Source organism: Cellulophaga sp. L1A9, assembly GCF_009797025.1.
In the GTDB taxonomy this organism is placed as follows: domain Bacteria; phylum Bacteroidota; class Bacteroidia; order Flavobacteriales; family Flavobacteriaceae; genus Cellulophaga.
This window is the reverse complement of sequence record NZ_CP047027.1, coordinates 2,128,636-2,144,350: the sequence shown is the minus strand read 5'-3', so window position 1 is coordinate 2,144,350 and position 15,715 is coordinate 2,128,636. Positions and strand designations below refer to the sequence as shown.

General features: G+C 35.1%; 18 protein-coding genes. 9 read left to right on the top strand and 9 right to left on the bottom strand.

Annotation, left to right across the window (positions count from 1 at the left end; all coding sequences use genetic code 11):
- Positions 1-19 precede the first annotated feature (19 nt).
- Complete coding sequence (locus GQR94_RS09265) at positions 20-598, top strand: MarC family protein (protein ID WP_158975229.1); 579 nt, start codon at positions 20-22, stop codon at positions 596-598.
- A 22-nt stretch (positions 599-620) separates the two neighbouring features.
- Complete coding sequence (locus GQR94_RS09260; RefSeq protein WP_158975228.1) at positions 621-824, top strand: hypothetical protein; 204 nt, start codon at positions 621-623, stop codon at positions 822-824.
- Here GQR94_RS09260 and GQR94_RS09255 read toward each other — a convergent pair.
- The 4 genes from GQR94_RS09255 to GQR94_RS09240 form a co-directional block, all read right to left on the bottom strand.
- Positions 821-2,455: a S41 family peptidase gene (locus GQR94_RS09255; RefSeq protein WP_158975227.1), complete on the bottom strand. Its 1,635-nt coding sequence runs from the start codon at positions 2,453-2,455 to the stop codon at positions 821-823. The two genes, GQR94_RS09260 and GQR94_RS09255, sit on opposite strands and share 4 nt — an antisense overlap.
- A gap of 14 nt (positions 2,456-2,469) precedes the next feature.
- Positions 2,470-2,910: a dCMP deaminase family protein gene (locus GQR94_RS09250; RefSeq protein WP_158975226.1), complete on the bottom strand. Its 441-nt coding sequence runs from the start codon at positions 2,908-2,910 to the stop codon at positions 2,470-2,472.
- 88 nt (positions 2,911-2,998) lie between these two features.
- Positions 2,999-3,583 (bottom strand): HupE/UreJ family protein, encoded by a 585-nt coding sequence (locus GQR94_RS09245; RefSeq protein ID WP_158975225.1) that lies wholly within the window; start codon positions 3,581-3,583, stop codon positions 2,999-3,001.
- 84 nt (positions 3,584-3,667) lie between these two features.
- Positions 3,668-4,348: a TerB family tellurite resistance protein gene (locus GQR94_RS09240; protein WP_158975224.1), complete on the bottom strand. Its 681-nt coding sequence runs from the start codon at positions 4,346-4,348 to the stop codon at positions 3,668-3,670.
- A 135-nt stretch (positions 4,349-4,483) separates the two neighbouring features.
- Between GQR94_RS09240 and GQR94_RS09235 the strand changes: the two genes are divergently transcribed.
- The 4 genes from GQR94_RS09235 to GQR94_RS09220 all read left to right on the top strand — a co-directional run bounded on the left by GQR94_RS09235 (position 4,484) and on the right by GQR94_RS09220 (position 7,938).
- The gene (locus GQR94_RS09235) at positions 4,484-4,894 is read left to right on the top strand and encodes a BrxA/BrxB family bacilliredoxin (RefSeq protein WP_158975223.1); all 411 of its coding nucleotides are present in this window, start codon (positions 4,484-4,486) and stop codon (positions 4,892-4,894) included.
- A 95-nt stretch (positions 4,895-4,989) separates the two neighbouring features.
- Positions 4,990-5,721, top strand: a complete 732-nt coding sequence (locus GQR94_RS09230; protein ID WP_158975222.1) for a 1-acyl-sn-glycerol-3-phosphate acyltransferase — start codon at positions 4,990-4,992, stop codon at positions 5,719-5,721.
- Positions 5,722-6,387, top strand: coding sequence for an HD domain-containing protein (locus GQR94_RS09225; protein ID WP_158975221.1), 666 nt, complete (start codon positions 5,722-5,724; stop codon positions 6,385-6,387). It abuts the gene before it with no gap.
- 126 nt (positions 6,388-6,513) lie between these two features.
- Positions 6,514-7,938, top strand: coding sequence for a Gfo/Idh/MocA family protein (locus GQR94_RS09220; protein ID WP_158975220.1), 1,425 nt, complete (start codon positions 6,514-6,516; stop codon positions 7,936-7,938).
- Between the two features lie 48 nt (positions 7,939-7,986).
- Here GQR94_RS09220 and GQR94_RS09215 read toward each other — a convergent pair.
- The 5 genes from GQR94_RS09215 to GQR94_RS09195 all read right to left on the bottom strand — a co-directional run bounded on the left by GQR94_RS09215 (position 7,987) and on the right by GQR94_RS09195 (position 13,619).
- A protein-coding gene (locus GQR94_RS09215; protein WP_370458288.1) for an IS3 family transposase occupies positions 7,987-9,215 on the bottom strand; the annotation gives its coding sequence in 2 pieces (ribosomal slippage) (positions 7,987-8,861 and positions 8,861-9,215; 1,230 coding nt in all).
- Positions 9,216-9,317: 102 nt separating this feature from the next.
- Positions 9,318-10,025, bottom strand: a complete 708-nt coding sequence (locus GQR94_RS09210) for a DsbA family protein (RefSeq protein WP_158975218.1) — start codon at positions 10,023-10,025, stop codon at positions 9,318-9,320.
- Positions 10,026-10,101: 76 nt separating this feature from the next.
- Positions 10,102-11,175 (bottom strand): PA0069 family radical SAM protein, encoded by a 1,074-nt coding sequence (locus GQR94_RS09205; RefSeq protein ID WP_158975217.1) that lies wholly within the window; start codon positions 11,173-11,175, stop codon positions 10,102-10,104.
- Positions 11,176-11,256: 81 nt separating this feature from the next.
- The gene (locus tag GQR94_RS09200) at positions 11,257-12,807 is read right to left on the bottom strand and encodes a hypothetical protein (RefSeq protein WP_158975216.1); all 1,551 of its coding nucleotides are present in this window, start codon (positions 12,805-12,807) and stop codon (positions 11,257-11,259) included.
- Between the two features lie 35 nt (positions 12,808-12,842).
- Positions 12,843-13,619, bottom strand: coding sequence for an enoyl-CoA hydratase/isomerase family protein (locus GQR94_RS09195; RefSeq protein ID WP_158975215.1), 777 nt, complete (start codon positions 13,617-13,619; stop codon positions 12,843-12,845).
- Positions 13,620-13,885: 266 nt separating this feature from the next.
- Here GQR94_RS09195 and GQR94_RS09190 point away from each other — a divergent pair, with 266 nt between their 5' ends.
- Genes GQR94_RS09190 through proB form a run of 3 tightly spaced genes read left to right on the top strand, consistent with a single transcriptional unit; the run spans position 13,886 to position 15,714 of the window.
- The gene (locus GQR94_RS09190) at positions 13,886-14,077 is read left to right on the top strand and encodes a hypothetical protein (protein WP_158975214.1); all 192 of its coding nucleotides are present in this window, start codon (positions 13,886-13,888) and stop codon (positions 14,075-14,077) included.
- A 40-nt stretch (positions 14,078-14,117) separates the two neighbouring features.
- Complete coding sequence (proC, locus tag GQR94_RS09185) at positions 14,118-14,933, top strand: pyrroline-5-carboxylate reductase (RefSeq protein ID WP_158975213.1); 816 nt, start codon at positions 14,118-14,120, stop codon at positions 14,931-14,933.
- Positions 14,926-15,714, top strand: coding sequence for a glutamate 5-kinase (gene proB / locus GQR94_RS09180; RefSeq protein ID WP_158975212.1), 789 nt, complete (start codon positions 14,926-14,928; stop codon positions 15,712-15,714). Before proC ends, proB begins: the two co-directional genes overlap by 8 nt.
- Position 15,715 lies beyond the last annotated feature (1 nt).

Here is a 15,715-nt window from a genome sequence, read left to right as displayed (position 1 = left end):
TTGCAAATATTTTCAAGTTATGGAATTTCATTTCGATTTTAAAGAAATTGCTACAGCAACAATGGTTTTATTTGCTGTAATAGATATTTTAGGAAGCATCCCTATTATTGTTGGCTTACGGAACAAAGTAGGTCATATTCAATCTGAAAAAGCATCTATTGTTGCCGCTGTTATTATGGTGGCTTTCCTTTTTATTGGTGATGAAATTTTGAGCTTAATTGGCATTGATGTCAATTCATTTGCCGTTGCAGGTTCTTTTATTATCTTTTTCCTTGCTATAGAAATGATTTTAGGCATTACCTTGTATCGTGATGACGCTCCCGAAAGCGCTTCAATAGTCCCAATTGCATTTCCACTAATTGCTGGAGCGGGTACCATGACTTCAATCTTATCTTTACGAGCAGAATATTACGTAGAAAACATCATCGTCGCCATTATAATCAACATCATCTTTGTATACCTTGTTTTAAAATCTTCTAAAAAAATAGAAAGGTTGTTAGGTCAAACAGGATTGAGTGTCATTAGAAAAGTTTTTGGTGTTATCTTACTGGCTATTGCTGTAAAATTATTCGCAGCGAATATTAATCAACTTTTTTAAATAATTTTCAAAATACTGAAATATGACTAAAATCGTGAATATTGTATTAATCGTTATTGCTGTTGCCTTAATTATTTATAATGCAACTGTTATAGATTTTAACAATCCAATGCAAGGAGATAGCGTTATTGCCTTAATTGGTATAGTTGCTGCGCTCTGTGCTATTGTTTTGATTGTTATCTTTATGATGTCTAAAAAAATTCAGAAAAAGGTAGAAGGCAATTAATCTAGGTTGTCTAACTCCTCTTGGCTTAGCACTTTATTAGGGTTATCCAATTCTAAGACTTTAAGGAGCATACTATCATCTTGACCTTTTATGATGGCATAGGCATTAGGATTAAATATTTGCTCTGCAATAGAGGCCTTAATGTATAGTTTTATCTTATTTTCAAAATCTGAATAATTAAAGGTGCTATATCCTTGTGCTCCAAACTGAAGCATGTAATCAATAAATTTCTGAAAAAGAATATCGTCTACTCTAAAGTTTTTGATAAATTGATCTTCAGTATAATCTTTATAGCGCGTTCTATCTTCTTCTAAATGGTTAAATGCAAATCTTGATAGAATACCTACACTCTCTAAAGAAGAGATTGTTTCTTCATCATAATCACCTATAGGAACAAAAACATCTGGGATAATACCTCCACCACCATACACTACTTTACCCTTAGGCGTGGTAAACTTTAAAGAATCTGCCACTTTTATGCTATCTACAGACACTAATTCCCCACTAGAATAGCGATCTGTAAATTTCTGATAGTAATCTTTATGACCCTTCGTATAATCTTTCTGAATAGAACGACCCGTTGGCGTATAATATCTAGAAATAGTTAAGCGTATAGCAGAACCGTCACCCAATTCCATTTCACGTTGCACCAAACCTTTCCCAAAAGAACGTCTGCCTACAATAGTCCCCACATCATTGTCTTGCAACGCTCCTGCGATAATTTCACTTGCCGATGCAGAGCGTTCATTGATAAGAACGTAAATTGGTTTATTTTCAAAGGTTCCTTTATCCGTAGCAAAAGCCTTATCTATTTCACCTTTTTTATTTTTAGTAAATAAAATTAACTTACCATCCACTAAAAACTCATCTGCCATTTGTTCGGCAATACCCAAGTACCCACCAGGATTATCACGCAAATCAAGAACTAATTTTTTAGCCCCTTGCTTCTGTAAATTCGCCAATGCACTTTTAAATTCTTTAAAAGTAGATTCCGCAAACCTATTCACTTTTATATACCCAATATCATTCGTAAGCAAATAAGCCGCCTCTACACTTTTTAAAGGAATATTGTCTCGTTTAATCGTAATTGAAAACGTTCTATCGTCTTGTTTGCGATAAATTTTAAGCTGCACTGCTGTACCTCTTTTCCCTTTTAGTTTTTCGATAATTACATCATTCGGAATATCTTTACCAAACAAGGTATCATTGTCTGCCATTAAGATACGATCTCCTGGCTTTATTCCCTTATTGAAGCTTGGACCATCTTCAATAGTTCTAACCACTGAGATTGTATCTTTTTCCATAAAAAAACTAATCCCAATTCCCACAAAATCACCCTTCATATTCTCAGATACTTTTGCCATATCTTCTTTTGGAATATATACGGAATGAGGATCTAGTTTATCAAGAATATTATTTACGGCAACATCAACAATACTATCCGTATTAATATCATCTACGTATTCATAATCGATATAATCGATCAATCTGTTTAATTTATCTTTTTTTGAATTGGTTGAAAATAGCTTTTCAGGAGAATCGTTAAAATGAAGTTTCCCTCCAACAAAAACACCTATTGCAAGTGATCCGGCTACTATAATAGGCCATAAATACTGTTGTTTCTTCTTCATTTAACAAATTGTTACTACGATATATTCTCTTTAATTTCAGGCAAATGAACTAATTCTACTCCTGCTTTTTGTAAAAATTGAAGTCCAGAATCGTCTTTATATCCATTTTGATATACAACACGTTTTATGCCAGATTGATGTATTAATTTACTACACTCTTTACAAGGTGATAATGTAATGTATAAAGTAGCTCCATTACAAGACTGTGTTGATGCTGCTACTTTTGATATTGCATTAGCTTCTGCATGCAAAACATACCATTTTGTATAGCCTTCTTCATCTTCACAATGGTTTTCAAAACCTGTTGGTGTACCGTTATAACCATCGGAAATAATCATCCTATCTTTTACAATTATAGCACCAACTTGTTTTCTTTTACAGAAAGATAATTTGCCCCACTCACTGGCCATTCTCAGGTAGGCCTTATCGTATTTTTTTTGTTTACTATCTTTCATAAAAGCGACAAAGCCTATTTAAATAAAGTACTAAGATACCTGCTTTCAGCTATCTCTACAACCACTTAGGGTTAATTTTAAGAGAAAATCAAAAAGGAAAAGTATTCATCAACATTGGAATTGTGATTAAAAGCACAACTATAGATGCGATTATAATATATAATGATTGTTTAAGCTTGAACATATTTTGTAGCACCCAAGCCAAAATTAAAACAGTCATTACAATCACCAATTGAGAAAGTTCTATCCCTAAAGCAAAGCCCAATAAGGGCGTTACCTTATCATCTTCTTCCGCCATCAGCATTTTAAAATAATTTGAAAAGCCAAATCCATGGATTAGACCAAAGCAAGCCGTTGCTACGGCGTGCAATAGAATGCTTTTATGGTGTAGGTCTGATTTTACATAGATTAAATTAAAAATTGCCGTAAGAAATATAGTTACTGGAATTAAGAATTCAATAAAACCCACATCAACCACAACCACATCAAACGTAGATAAAGCCAAAGACAAACAATGGGTAAACGTAAAAATAGAGGCCAAAATTAATACTTTCTTCCAGCTTTTAAAGGTAAACGGGATTGCTAGAGCTGCTAAAAATAGAATGTGATCATAAGCAGAAAGATCTAGTACATGATCTAATCCCATTTTTATATAAAACCAAAAATCTTCCATAAAAAATTCTTTTACAAGCCCTTAAAATAATACCATTTTTGTAAAATTTTAAAGCATTAATACTCCTTTTTAAAAAGTTTAACCTTAATTAATCCCACGTTCTTTCTGTATGGTTTCATAAGCAATCTGGACTTCTTTAAACTTCTCTTCCGCGCCTTTCTTAATCGCTTCATTATCTGTAATAACACGGTCTGGATGATACTTTTTAGCCATAGTTCTATAGGCTTTTTTAACTTCATTATCTGTAGCAGATTTTTCTATCTCTAAAATTTTGTACGCATTATCAGCAGACTTAATAAACATCGCTTTTATGCTTTCAAATTCATTGCGACCAATTCTTAAATAGCCTGCAATTTCCTGTATTTTATTTATTTCAGCAGTACTAACAGACCCATCTGCTTGTGCTATTGCAAATAAGAAATGAATTAGTTGTAAACGCACCTCTACTCTTGTACGTTGATTCATGTAATCGCAAATACGTTGCGCAGATATTTCTCTCTTTTTTATAACCTCATTAAACGTTCTGAATATTGCGTTGGCTTTATCCTTACCATAGGTGGCCACAAAATAACGCTGCACATATTCCATTTCACTCTGGCTCACTTTCCCATCTGCTTTAATAACAATGGAACAAAGCGAAAGTAAATTCAGTTCAAAATCTTCTGGGCTTACCGATTTAGCGTTTTGTGAAAAATTTGGTTTTTTTGTTTTACTAAATACTTTTTGGAGTATATAAAATATAACGAGAAGTAAAATCCATTTCATGCTTTAAAAAATTTAGGCCAAAGATATAATTTTCAATTACAAAAAATGCTCTAATGAAAAGTTAAGGAGTAGAGATGAACTAAGACAAATTGGTTATCTTTGATAACTTATATAAATTGATTAAAAAAAAAGACTATGTATCCTGCAGAATTAGTAAAACCGATGAGAGAAGACCTAGCATCTGCTGGGTTTGAAGAATTACATACCGCTGAAGCAGTGGAAAAAGCTGTTAATGCAGAAGGAACAACATTAGTTGTTGTAAATTCTGTTTGTGGTTGTGCCGCAGCAAATGCAAGACCAGCAGCAAAATTTAGTTTAACCAATAGCAAAAAACCGGACCATATTGTTACTGTTTTTGCTGGTGTAGATTTTGACGCTGTTGATAAAGCTAGAAGTTTAATGATTCCTTTTCCTCCATCATCGCCAAGTATGGCTTTGTTTAAAAACGGAGAATTGGTTCATATGATTGAGCGTCACCACATTGAAGGTAGACCAGCAGAAGTTATTGCAGATAATTTAATGGCTGCTTACGACGAATTCTGTTAATTTTAAAACCTAGTACATTTGTACGTTTTAAATGAAACAATAAAATTTTTATTTTAAAAACCGTTCTATATAGAGCGGTTTTTTATTTTTGTACTATGCAAAAGATTCTCGCATATCCGCTCAGTGCAGTATACCTTGTTTGTTTTGGGTTAACGCTTTTAATTTTTCACCCCATTCAGTGGTTGGCTAATACGATATTTGGCTACCCTGGATTAAAAAGGGTGGTGAGCGTGCTTAACTTATCTTTAATGCGATGTTCGCTTATTATTGGAACAAGATATAGTTTTAATAACCCTTACAAAATTCCTACAGATAGACCTTTAATTATTGTTGCAAACCATCAGAGTATGCTTGACATTCCACCATTAATTTGGTACATGCGTAAAAACCATCCGAAATTTGTCAGCAAAATAGAGCTTGGAAAAGGCATCCCTAGTGTTTCATACAATCTTGTTCACGGAGGTTCTGTTTTAATTGATAGAAAAGATAGCAAACAGGCACTAAGTCAGATTATAAAATTAGGGCAGTATATTGAAAAACATCATAGAAGCGCTGTAATTTTCCCTGAAGGAACAAGAAGCCGAACAGGGCACCCTAAGCCTTTTCAAACTACAGGCTTAAAACTATTGATAAAGAATGCACCATCCGCGTTAATCGTCCCCATTAGTATTAACAACTCTTGGAAAACGCTTCGCTACGGAAAATTCCCTAACGGTTTAGGAAGTCATATTACCTTAGATGTACATCAACCCATAGAAAACACTGGTGATCTTGATGCATTAACGGCACAAATAGAAAAAGTAATAACCACTGGAGTACATATTTAAATGACAAATACTGCTATTGTAGAAGAAACAATTGCCTTTGTAAAAGAAACTTTGCAAGGCGCAGAAGGCGGTCATGACTGGTTTCATATTCAACGCGTATTTAGAAACTCATTATTAATTGCTAAAGACGAAAAAGATATAGACCTTCTCGTAGTAAGCCTTGGTGCTTTACTTCATGATATAGCCGATGCAAAGTTTCATGATGGAGACGAAACCATTGGCCCTAAACTGGCGCAGGAGTTTTTGAATTCTTTAAATGTTGACAAAAATATTATTGAACATGTTGTCTTAATCATTGATAATATCTCTTTTAAAAAGACTTTAGAAAAAGAAGTCGCAAAATTCACATCCAAAGAATTAGACATTATTCAAGACGCAGATCGTTTAGATGCTCTTGGAGCTATTGGTATTGCGCGGGCATTTAATTATGGCGGTTTTAAAAATAGGGAACTCTACAATCCCGCTATAATACCCAATCTAAAAATGACCAAAGAAGCCTATAAGAAATCTAGCGCACCTACCATAAATCATTTTTACGAAAAGTTATTGCTCTTAAAAGATAAAATGAATACCAAAAATGGGAAGATTCTTGCAGAACAACGACACCAGTTTATGCTTGATTATCTAGAGCAATTTTACAAAGAATGGAATCCGCAGTCCTTATAACGCTGCATAAGCTGTCGCTACTAAATTTCAATTCTAACCCAGAACTCCCTTACATACTTACCTCATATGGTGCATAATTAGCAAAATATCGTGTATTTTTAATACACATACTCAAACTAACTTATTATGCAAAGAAGAAAATTTATTAAAAATTCAGCTGCAGCCACAGCTGTATTCTCCATTGTACCCAACTTTGTTCTTGGTAAAAATCATATTCCACCTAGTGACACCCTCTATATGGCTGGCTTCGGTATAGGAGGCCGAGGCGGAGGAGTAATTAATGACCTTACCAATACCAAGAAAGTAAAATTTATTGCCTATGCCGATGTAGATTACCGTCAAGTTAAAGACAGTAAAAAACTACATCCTAAAGCAAAACTATATAAAGATTTTAGAACAGTTTACGACAAGCATCTTAAAGATATTGATGCCATCATGGTCGCAACACCAGATCATACCCATGCCACAATAGCCTTACCTTTTATGCGAGCAAAAAAGCATGCTTATGTAGAAAAGCCATTAACACACAATATTCATGAAGCACGTTTGATGACGAAAGTTGCTAAAGAAAATGGCATTGTTACTCAAATGGGAAACCAAGGTGCCTCTAGTGACGGCAGTAGACAAGCAAAAGAATGGATAGATTCTGGTTTTATTGGTAAAATACAAAAGGTAGACTGCTGGACCAATAGACCCGTTTGGCCCCAAGGAATTCCCCTACCAAAAGGAGGAGATCCTATTCCAAAAGAATTGGATTGGAATTTATGGCTAGGTCCTGCAGCAGACAGACCGTTCTACTCAGGGTATTTGCCTTTTAAATGGCGTGGCTGGTGGGATTTTGGCACAGGAGCTTTAGGCGATATGGGGTGTCATATCATGGAAACCCCTTTTAGTACCTTAGGACTAGGCTACCCCACTGAAGCAGAAGCCAGTTGTACCACAAATTGGGTGGGCGATTTTGTAGAGGCAGATTACCACCAATCTTGCCCAGCATCATCTATTGTACGTCTAAAATTTAATACGGAAGCACATGGAGATATCGCTTTGAATTGGTATGACGGGGGGCTAAAACCAGACCTACCTGACGAATTAAAAACTGGTGAAACCATTGGGGATAATGGTGGCGGAAGTATATTTTATGGCACTAAAGGAATTCTTGTAACGGATACCTATTCTAGAAATGCACGTTTACTGCCTTCTGAAACCATGAGCATGTTTAATCCGCCAAAACCAAGCTTAACAAGGATTGAAGGAGATACTGCTGGACATGCTATGAATTTTGTAAACGGATGCCTCAAAGGCACGACAACCTCATCAGATTTTTCTAAATCAGGACCCTTAACAGAAGCTGTTCTCATGGGCAACTTGGCCATTAAAGCATATCAATACAAAGAATTAATTCCTGGTAAAAAAATTGGCGATTGGGAACCTTTTGCATATCCCGGTAGACGTAAAATTCTATGGGATGGAGAAAACATGCGCGTAACCAATTATGAAAAAGCCAATGAATGGGTAAAAGGGACGTATCGTAAAGGTTGGGAATTAAAATAATAGGATGAGTCGTCCTAAAATAGGTTGACAGTTTTTAAATAATTAATATTAAACCAGAGAAGCTAGCTTCTCTGGTTTTTTGTTGTGTATAAAGTTAGGTGTTTTATATTTTAGACTCAAGTGTGGTCTTTTGTTATTATACGTTCTTATTGATTCTGCTACGAGCTTTTTCAACTCTTTACCACTGTTACATTTATAGATTAAGAATTCCCCTTTCAATATGCCGTTCATTCGTTCTGCCAATGCATTTTGGTAGCAATCATACCCATCTGTCATTGATGGGGTCATATTACTTAGCTGTAGTTCTTTTTGGTATATGGCCGAGCAATACTGCAATCCTCTATCGGAATGATGAATTATATCTTTGTTCGTTAATCTATTGTTGTTCGCCATTTTTACTGCCTTTACCACATTCTCGGCACTCATATCGTCACTAAGATGATACCCCATTATTTTTCTACTATAGGCATCGGTCACCAAGGATAGATAATGTGTACGCTCCCTACTTTTAATGTATGTAATATCACTGACGAAGTATTCCTCTGGTCTAGAAACTTTGATTTCTTTCATCAGATTAGGATGTTTTCTAAGCCAATGGTTAGAGTTTGTTGTCTTGGTGTAATTCTTCCTTGGCTTTATAAGCATTGATTCTGAGCGTAAATATCCAAACAGGGCATCTCTTCCTATTTTTAATTTGTGCTTTGCGAATTCATCCTTTAACAAATAATACAACTTTCGTGTACCGAGCCTGGGCATATCCTTACGAAGGCCTTCGACCAAGTTCTTTACTTTTACTAACTCTTGATCTCTTTTTATGATACGTTTTTCTGCTTGGTAGACAGCTTGTCTACTTATCCCAAACAATCGACAACAACGAGATAAACTTAATCGTTGTTCTTGTCGGATGCGCTGGATTGAATGGGCAAATGCTTTTTTCTAATAGCAGTACCATACTGTTTATCAGAGATGTCGATCATAGTGTTGAGAATTTTATTCCTCAATTTTTCATCGGAAAGCTCTCTCTCCAAGCGTTTGATTTTCTGTGCAGGTGTTTCTTTTGATTTTGGCATTTGACGACGTATAGGTTTGCTCCAATCTAATGTACCATGTTTTCTCAGCCAAACCAAAACAGTACTTCTACCTTGAATACCATAAGCCTTCTGCGCCTGCTTATAAGTCATCTCGCCTTTTTCAACCTGATGGACAACACTTAATTTAAAGCCCAGATTATAATCGCGCTGGGTACGCTTGTTTACTGTAATAATTGTACGTTTCATGAATAAGTCGATTTTATGTCAACTTATTTCAGGACGAGACAGGACAAAAAAAAAAGGCTTGGAATAAACTCCAAGCCTTTTTCATTGAAACATAAAAAACACTTAACTACAATTTCCCTCTACATCACAAGAACCACCAGTTTCACCAACAGGTAAAACAGTAAGTTTCTCTTCTGTGTGCTTTTTCCATGCATTATCTAATGCTTCAGCAAAAACTTCGGTAGGCTGTGCTCCCGATATTCCGTATTTATTATCTAAAACAAAAAACGGAACACCATTAATTCCAAGATTTCTAGCTTCTAGTTCATCTTGTCTCACTTCATACGTAAAATCGTCAGAATTGAGCATCTCCTTTACCGCATCACCATCCATTCCGATAGTTTTTGCCAAAACAATAAGATTTTCTTTATCATCTATATTCTCTGCATCTATCAACTGTGCTTTTAATAAAGCCTCTTTTGTAGCATCTGCATATCCTTCCTTTTTTGCATAATGCAATAATCTATGTGCGTTTAAGGAATTGGCAATTACGCCATCTTTAATATTAAAATTTAAACCCACCTCATTCGCCATAGTCGTAACATTAGCAAACATGGCTAATGCACTATCACGATCTACATTCTTATGCTCTATAAAATATTCTGTATAATCTACTTCTGGTTTTGTTTCTAAAGAAGGGTCTAACTCAAAGCTTTTCCACTGAACCGTTATCTGGTCTTTATGTGGGAAACTTTCTAAAGCTGCTTCAAACTTTCTTTTGCCGATATAACAGAAGGGACATCTGATATCTGACCATATATTTATTTCCATAGTATCTAATTTTAGTGCTACAACATTAGACGCAAGGAACTGTAAAAACTTTCTAGAGGTCAATGCTAAATTTGTCTTAAAACAATGTCAACTGTCCGTTTTTATACTCCTCATGGAGTTCTGTATTTAAAGGTTGGCTCACTTTATTCTTAAAGTAGGTTCTTTTTGCTACACGCATTAAATCATGAATTTGAGTAGCTATAACACCTTCCCCTTTACTACGTATCCCAAAACGACTATCGTTTAAAGTCCCCCCATGACATTCCTCAATTTGATGCAGCACTTTTGCCGCGCTATCTGGCATTGTTTTCTCTATCCAATCCGTAAATATTTGTCCAATGGCGCCATTCAATCGTACGACCGTAAAACCAAAAGAAATTGCTCCGTTTTCTGAAACCGCTTTAGCAAGCTTCATAATTTCATGACTATTTATTCCTGGAATAATTGGAGCAAGCATAGCATTCACCGGAATTCCGTGTTCACTTAAAATTCTAATGGTCTCCAATCGTTTTTTTATGGTTGCTGTTCTGGGTTCTAAAAGTCTTCGCGTTTCTTCAGACAAAGACGTTATAGAAATATTTACGCGAATTAAATTATCTTCCGCTAATGCTTTTAACACCTCCAAATCACGAAGGATCAGCGCATTTTTAGTAATAATTGCAACAGGATGTTTGTATTTCAAAAACAGTGCTAAACATGCTTTTGTTAGTTTAAACCGCTTTTCGGCAGGTTGGTAACAATCTGTATTTCCAGAAAGAACAATAGTTTGAGCTTTCCAACTTTTACTTTTGAGTTTTGCTTCCAAAAGTTTTGGCGCATCTTTTTTGATTAAAATAGTACGTTCAAAATCAAGACCTGGACTATAGCCCCAAAATTCATGCGTATTACGCGCATAGCAATAGATACAGCCATGCTCACACCCTTGATAGGGATTCATACTATATTCCATCCCAATATCAGGACTGGTCACCTTATTTACAATAGTTTTTGGAAAGATAGGAAGGTACTGCGTTTTATTCGAGTCGGCATCCTCCCCTTCAATGCGACAAAATTCCAAAAAATCATCACGTGTTTCGTAGCTGAATTCTGAAAATTTGTTCGTGTTGTTCTTTTGCGCACCTCGCCCTTTAATGTAGTTTTCGGAATTCAATGTATTGGATTTAATCCAAAAATATGGAATAAATCCAATACACAATCCCGTTTCATGTTAAAGTTAGTTTCTAATCAATTCTTAGAAATTAACCTTTACTAATTGTTTCTTTGTGCCTCGTTTTGCGTAGAAAATTAAATTTTCTTGGGCCGCATTAATCAATGGCATAGACACCATTAAAGGCAAACGGACTTCTTGGTTATCAATTACTTTTTCATAACTCATTTTACCTTGTGTATCTAATTTGATCAGAAAAATGTTTCTGTTTCTCCCCAGACCTTGCTTAAACATAATTCGTTCATCACTCAATAATTGAGGATTTTCACTGGCGGTACTGATAAAGAAAAAAGTATCACCCTCTTTGGTATAGGAGCAATATGAAGTATACGCTGGATCTCCTTGTGTAACTTCTGTTTTATTAATATTTCTAGCCCATAACATCTCGCCATCTGCTGCAAGTTTTACGCTTACGATATCATTATAATGGTACCGACTTATTTTTACACTAGACCCTGTAGGATCTCTCTGTATGCTAGAGGTTACAAAATACTCTTCTGCATTAAATAAAATATCATTCTCTTTGGTTACCTCTACCCCTTTAAAAACTAAGTTCTTAATATCTTTATCTTCATCTCTACCAAATTTATCTAGCATAAACTGTTCAGAAAATGCATGGTATTTATTCGTATTAATTTCCATGGTTTCCGGATCAATATCAAAATATACAATCCCATTATAGCGGTTGTCTCTCCTATTGGAATAAAAACCTACACAAACCACCTTATCTGCAACAAGTAATGGCGTTAATGCTTCAGGAAATTTTCCAGGATCTGCAAAATTCTGAATCTTACCCCCTTCATTGGTCACCTGTAATAATTCATATTGGAACTTACGTTCATTTGCTGCAAAACGTTTCTTTTTAAAATACGCCTTGGCAGTTAAGTACACTTCTTGCTTGTCTTTTGAAATCACCAAATTTTCAAAAGCATAATTTTTCTCTTCTATCTCACTAGAAAAATCATAATGCATAAGCTCTTTTAGGTTCGTATCAAACACATAGATATTATGCTTGTTATCTTTTCCTTTTTTGTGATGTGCACTGATTGCAAAAGCCGATTTATCTTTATCAAAAAGTACTGTTGTCGTAAAACCAGAACCAAAATTTCTATTATAATAATTACGATCTAAAGGTTCTTCTACAGGGTCAGATTCAATCTCTAATATTTTTTGCGTCTTAAAGTCAAAATTTTCATAGGAACTTTGATGCACTACATACTCGTAAGATTTCTTTCCGTAGTTATAATCTAAAAATAAGAGATAAACCTGTCCATTTTTTACAAATGCATCTACATAACTTGCATCTTTAAGCTTATAATTATACTCAGAAACCAGTTCTAGATTGGCATTGTAATGCGCTATAAAATACCCTCTTGGTTTTAAGATAATTCCTGTATAATAAGAACGCACCAAAATACTACCACCATTACCATCGGGGGCAATAGTCAGTAAGTTAGAATACTTGTAGCGATCATGATACTTTTCCCCGAAGGTGTATTTCACAGGCATTTCCTGAGCATTCATAACACTAAAGAAAGCGAAAAAAAGCAATAAAAATATATTTCTAGTAGGCATACTATATATAATTAAGTTATTTGATACACAGCTATTTACTCGAAATTTGCTTTTCGTTTTTCTAAGAATGCAGTCGTTCCCTCTTTAAAATCATCGGTTCCAAAACATTCTCCAAAAGCTTTTATTTCTTTATCAAAGCCATCGGTATCACTACTAAAACCAGCATTTACTGCTTTTATTGCATAAGCAATCGCAACAGACGAGTTATTCGTTATCTTACCTGCTAACTTCTCACAAAGTGGTATTAATTCTTCCTGTGTTACCACATAATTTACCAAACCATAAGAGAGCGCCTTTTGAGCATCTATCATTCCTGCTGTCATGATCATTTCATTCGCACGGCCTTTACCCACTAATTGCGGCAAACGTTGTGTGCCACCATATCCCGGAATAACCCCAAGAGACACTTCTGGAAGCCCCATTTTAGCATTATCACTAGCCACTCTAAAATGACAAGCCATTGCTAATTCCAATCCACCACCCAAAGCAAAACCATTCACCGCAGCAATTACAGGTGTTGCCAAATTCTCGATATAATCAAATAGTGATTTTTGCCCTTTTGCTGAAAGCTTAGCACCTTCCTTTTCTGAAAAATCTGAAAACTCTGCAATATCTGCACCCGCCACAAATGCTTTTTCTCCGCTTCCAGTTAGTATAATAACTTTAACCTTCTTGTCTTTATTTAAGGCTTTAAATGCATCATGCAATTCCTGAATGGTATCTCGATTTAAGGCGTTTAATTTATTCGGGCGGTTAATAGTCACCGTCGCTATATTTTCTTGATGATTTACCAGTATAGTATCAAATTTCATAGGTCATTATTTTAAAAACTATTTAAAGATAGTTGCTATAGCGCATATGATGCAAATTTAAAGCAACAATTCTGTAATAGATGTGAGTCATGGTTGAAAGCCTACTAACAACACTAATTTATATGGCATACCTACGTATTGAAGCCCCACTAAAGCGGCTAAGAAACTCCGCTTCACCGCTACAAATACACTAACAAAATCTTAACGTTCTATTTTAGGAATTCGTTTGCTTTATGTTATACTAGAAGCCTAATCATTATAATTTTATGAAGTTAATACACATTAAAAGAGAAACAAAAACGGAACAACGACACACTATAAAAATGGGAAGCTTACAAACTAAAGTCACCTATATAAAGAAATACTTTTTAGGTGTTCCCATCAAGACATTACATAAATATAGAGAAACCTATTATGGTGAGGTAAAAAGTTGTGAAGACTGCATGCTTTTTATTTAATAGCCTAAAGGATCAATCAATTTACATAAAAAAATAAAAAATGAAAGTACTCGTAATAGGAGCCGGAAACATGGGCCTTACCTACGCAAAAGGCATGTCAAAATCTAAGCTCTTAAAAAAAGAGAATATCATGGTTCTTGATACTTCTGAAGAAAAACTAGATGAGGTAGATCAAATGACTGATTTTGATGCCTATCGAAATTTAGAAGATTGTGTGCCAGAAGCAGATATTATTTTTATAGCTGTAAAACCCTATCATGCAGAAGATTTATTTAGAAAAATAAATAAGTTAGTTACAGCAGATCAATTACTTATTTCTATTATGGCTGGTGTTACCATTGATACAATCAAGGAAACAACAGGCTTAAATAAGATTATACGTGCAATGCCTAATTTACCTGCACAAGTTGGCAAAGGACTTACTTCGTATGTTGCTTCTCCCGAAGTTTCTAGAATAGAATTACTAGCCATAGAAAGTCTACTAGACACCACCGGCAAGTCTATTTTAGTGAAAGACGAGAATTTTATAGATGCTTCTACCGGAATTTCAGGTAGTGGTCCTGCATATGTATTTTATTTTATGCAGAGTATGATGGAAGCCGCATTGCAAATGGGGTTTTCGCCAAATGTTTCAAAGGTATTGGTTGCTCAAACATTCACAGGAGCTATAGAACTGTTCAATCAAAATACTTTATCTCCAAATTCATGGATGGAAAAAGTAGCAAGTAAAGGAGGTACAACACGCGCCGCATTAAATTCTATGGAAGACAACAATGTGGGAGAATTAATTAAAGAGGCCGCTTTTGCTGCTTTTGATCGCGCCGTTGAACTAGGAAAAGAAAAACAACATGTATAAACAAAAGATTGTCATAAAAGTCGGAACTAATGTGATGACGAATAAAGATAACCGAATTGTAAGGCCTGTACTCAAGAAATTGGTGAAACAAATTGCGCAATTATATGAAAGGGGCATCATTACTATTTTGGTTTCTTCTGGTTCTGTAATTGCAGGAATGGAGGTTTTAGGAAAATCTAACATTAAAGATAAAACACAAAAAAGACAAGTATACTCCGCTATTGGACAGCCTAGAATGATGCGTTTGTATTATAATATATTTCGTGATTACGGTATGAAATGCGCACAAGTACTCCCTACGAAAAGAGATTTTAGTCCCGGTGTACACCGTCAAAACATGATAAATTGTTATGAAGGTTTACTAGCGGAAGGTGTTATCCCTATTGCTAATGAAGATGATGCAGTATCGCTAACCATGTCTATGTTTTCTGATAATGATGAACTTGCTAGTCTTATCGCACAATTGGTTAAGGCAGACAAACTCATCATACTAACAGATATTGATGGTCTTTATAGTGGTCATCCAGACGAAGAAAATAGTTCGCTTGTTGATCATGTTAGCCCAGACGAAAATTTAAATAAATATATTCAAGATAATATTAAAGGAGAAGCAGAGGGGCGTGGTGGCATGGGCTCTAAATTAGAATACGCACAACAATCTGCCGCAAATAATATCCCAACATTTATTGCCAACGGAAAAAAAGACCATACCATAATAGATATTATCGACGGAAAAAAAGTGGGTACTAGAGTTGCCCTTGAAAAAGAAATAGAAGTTTAGT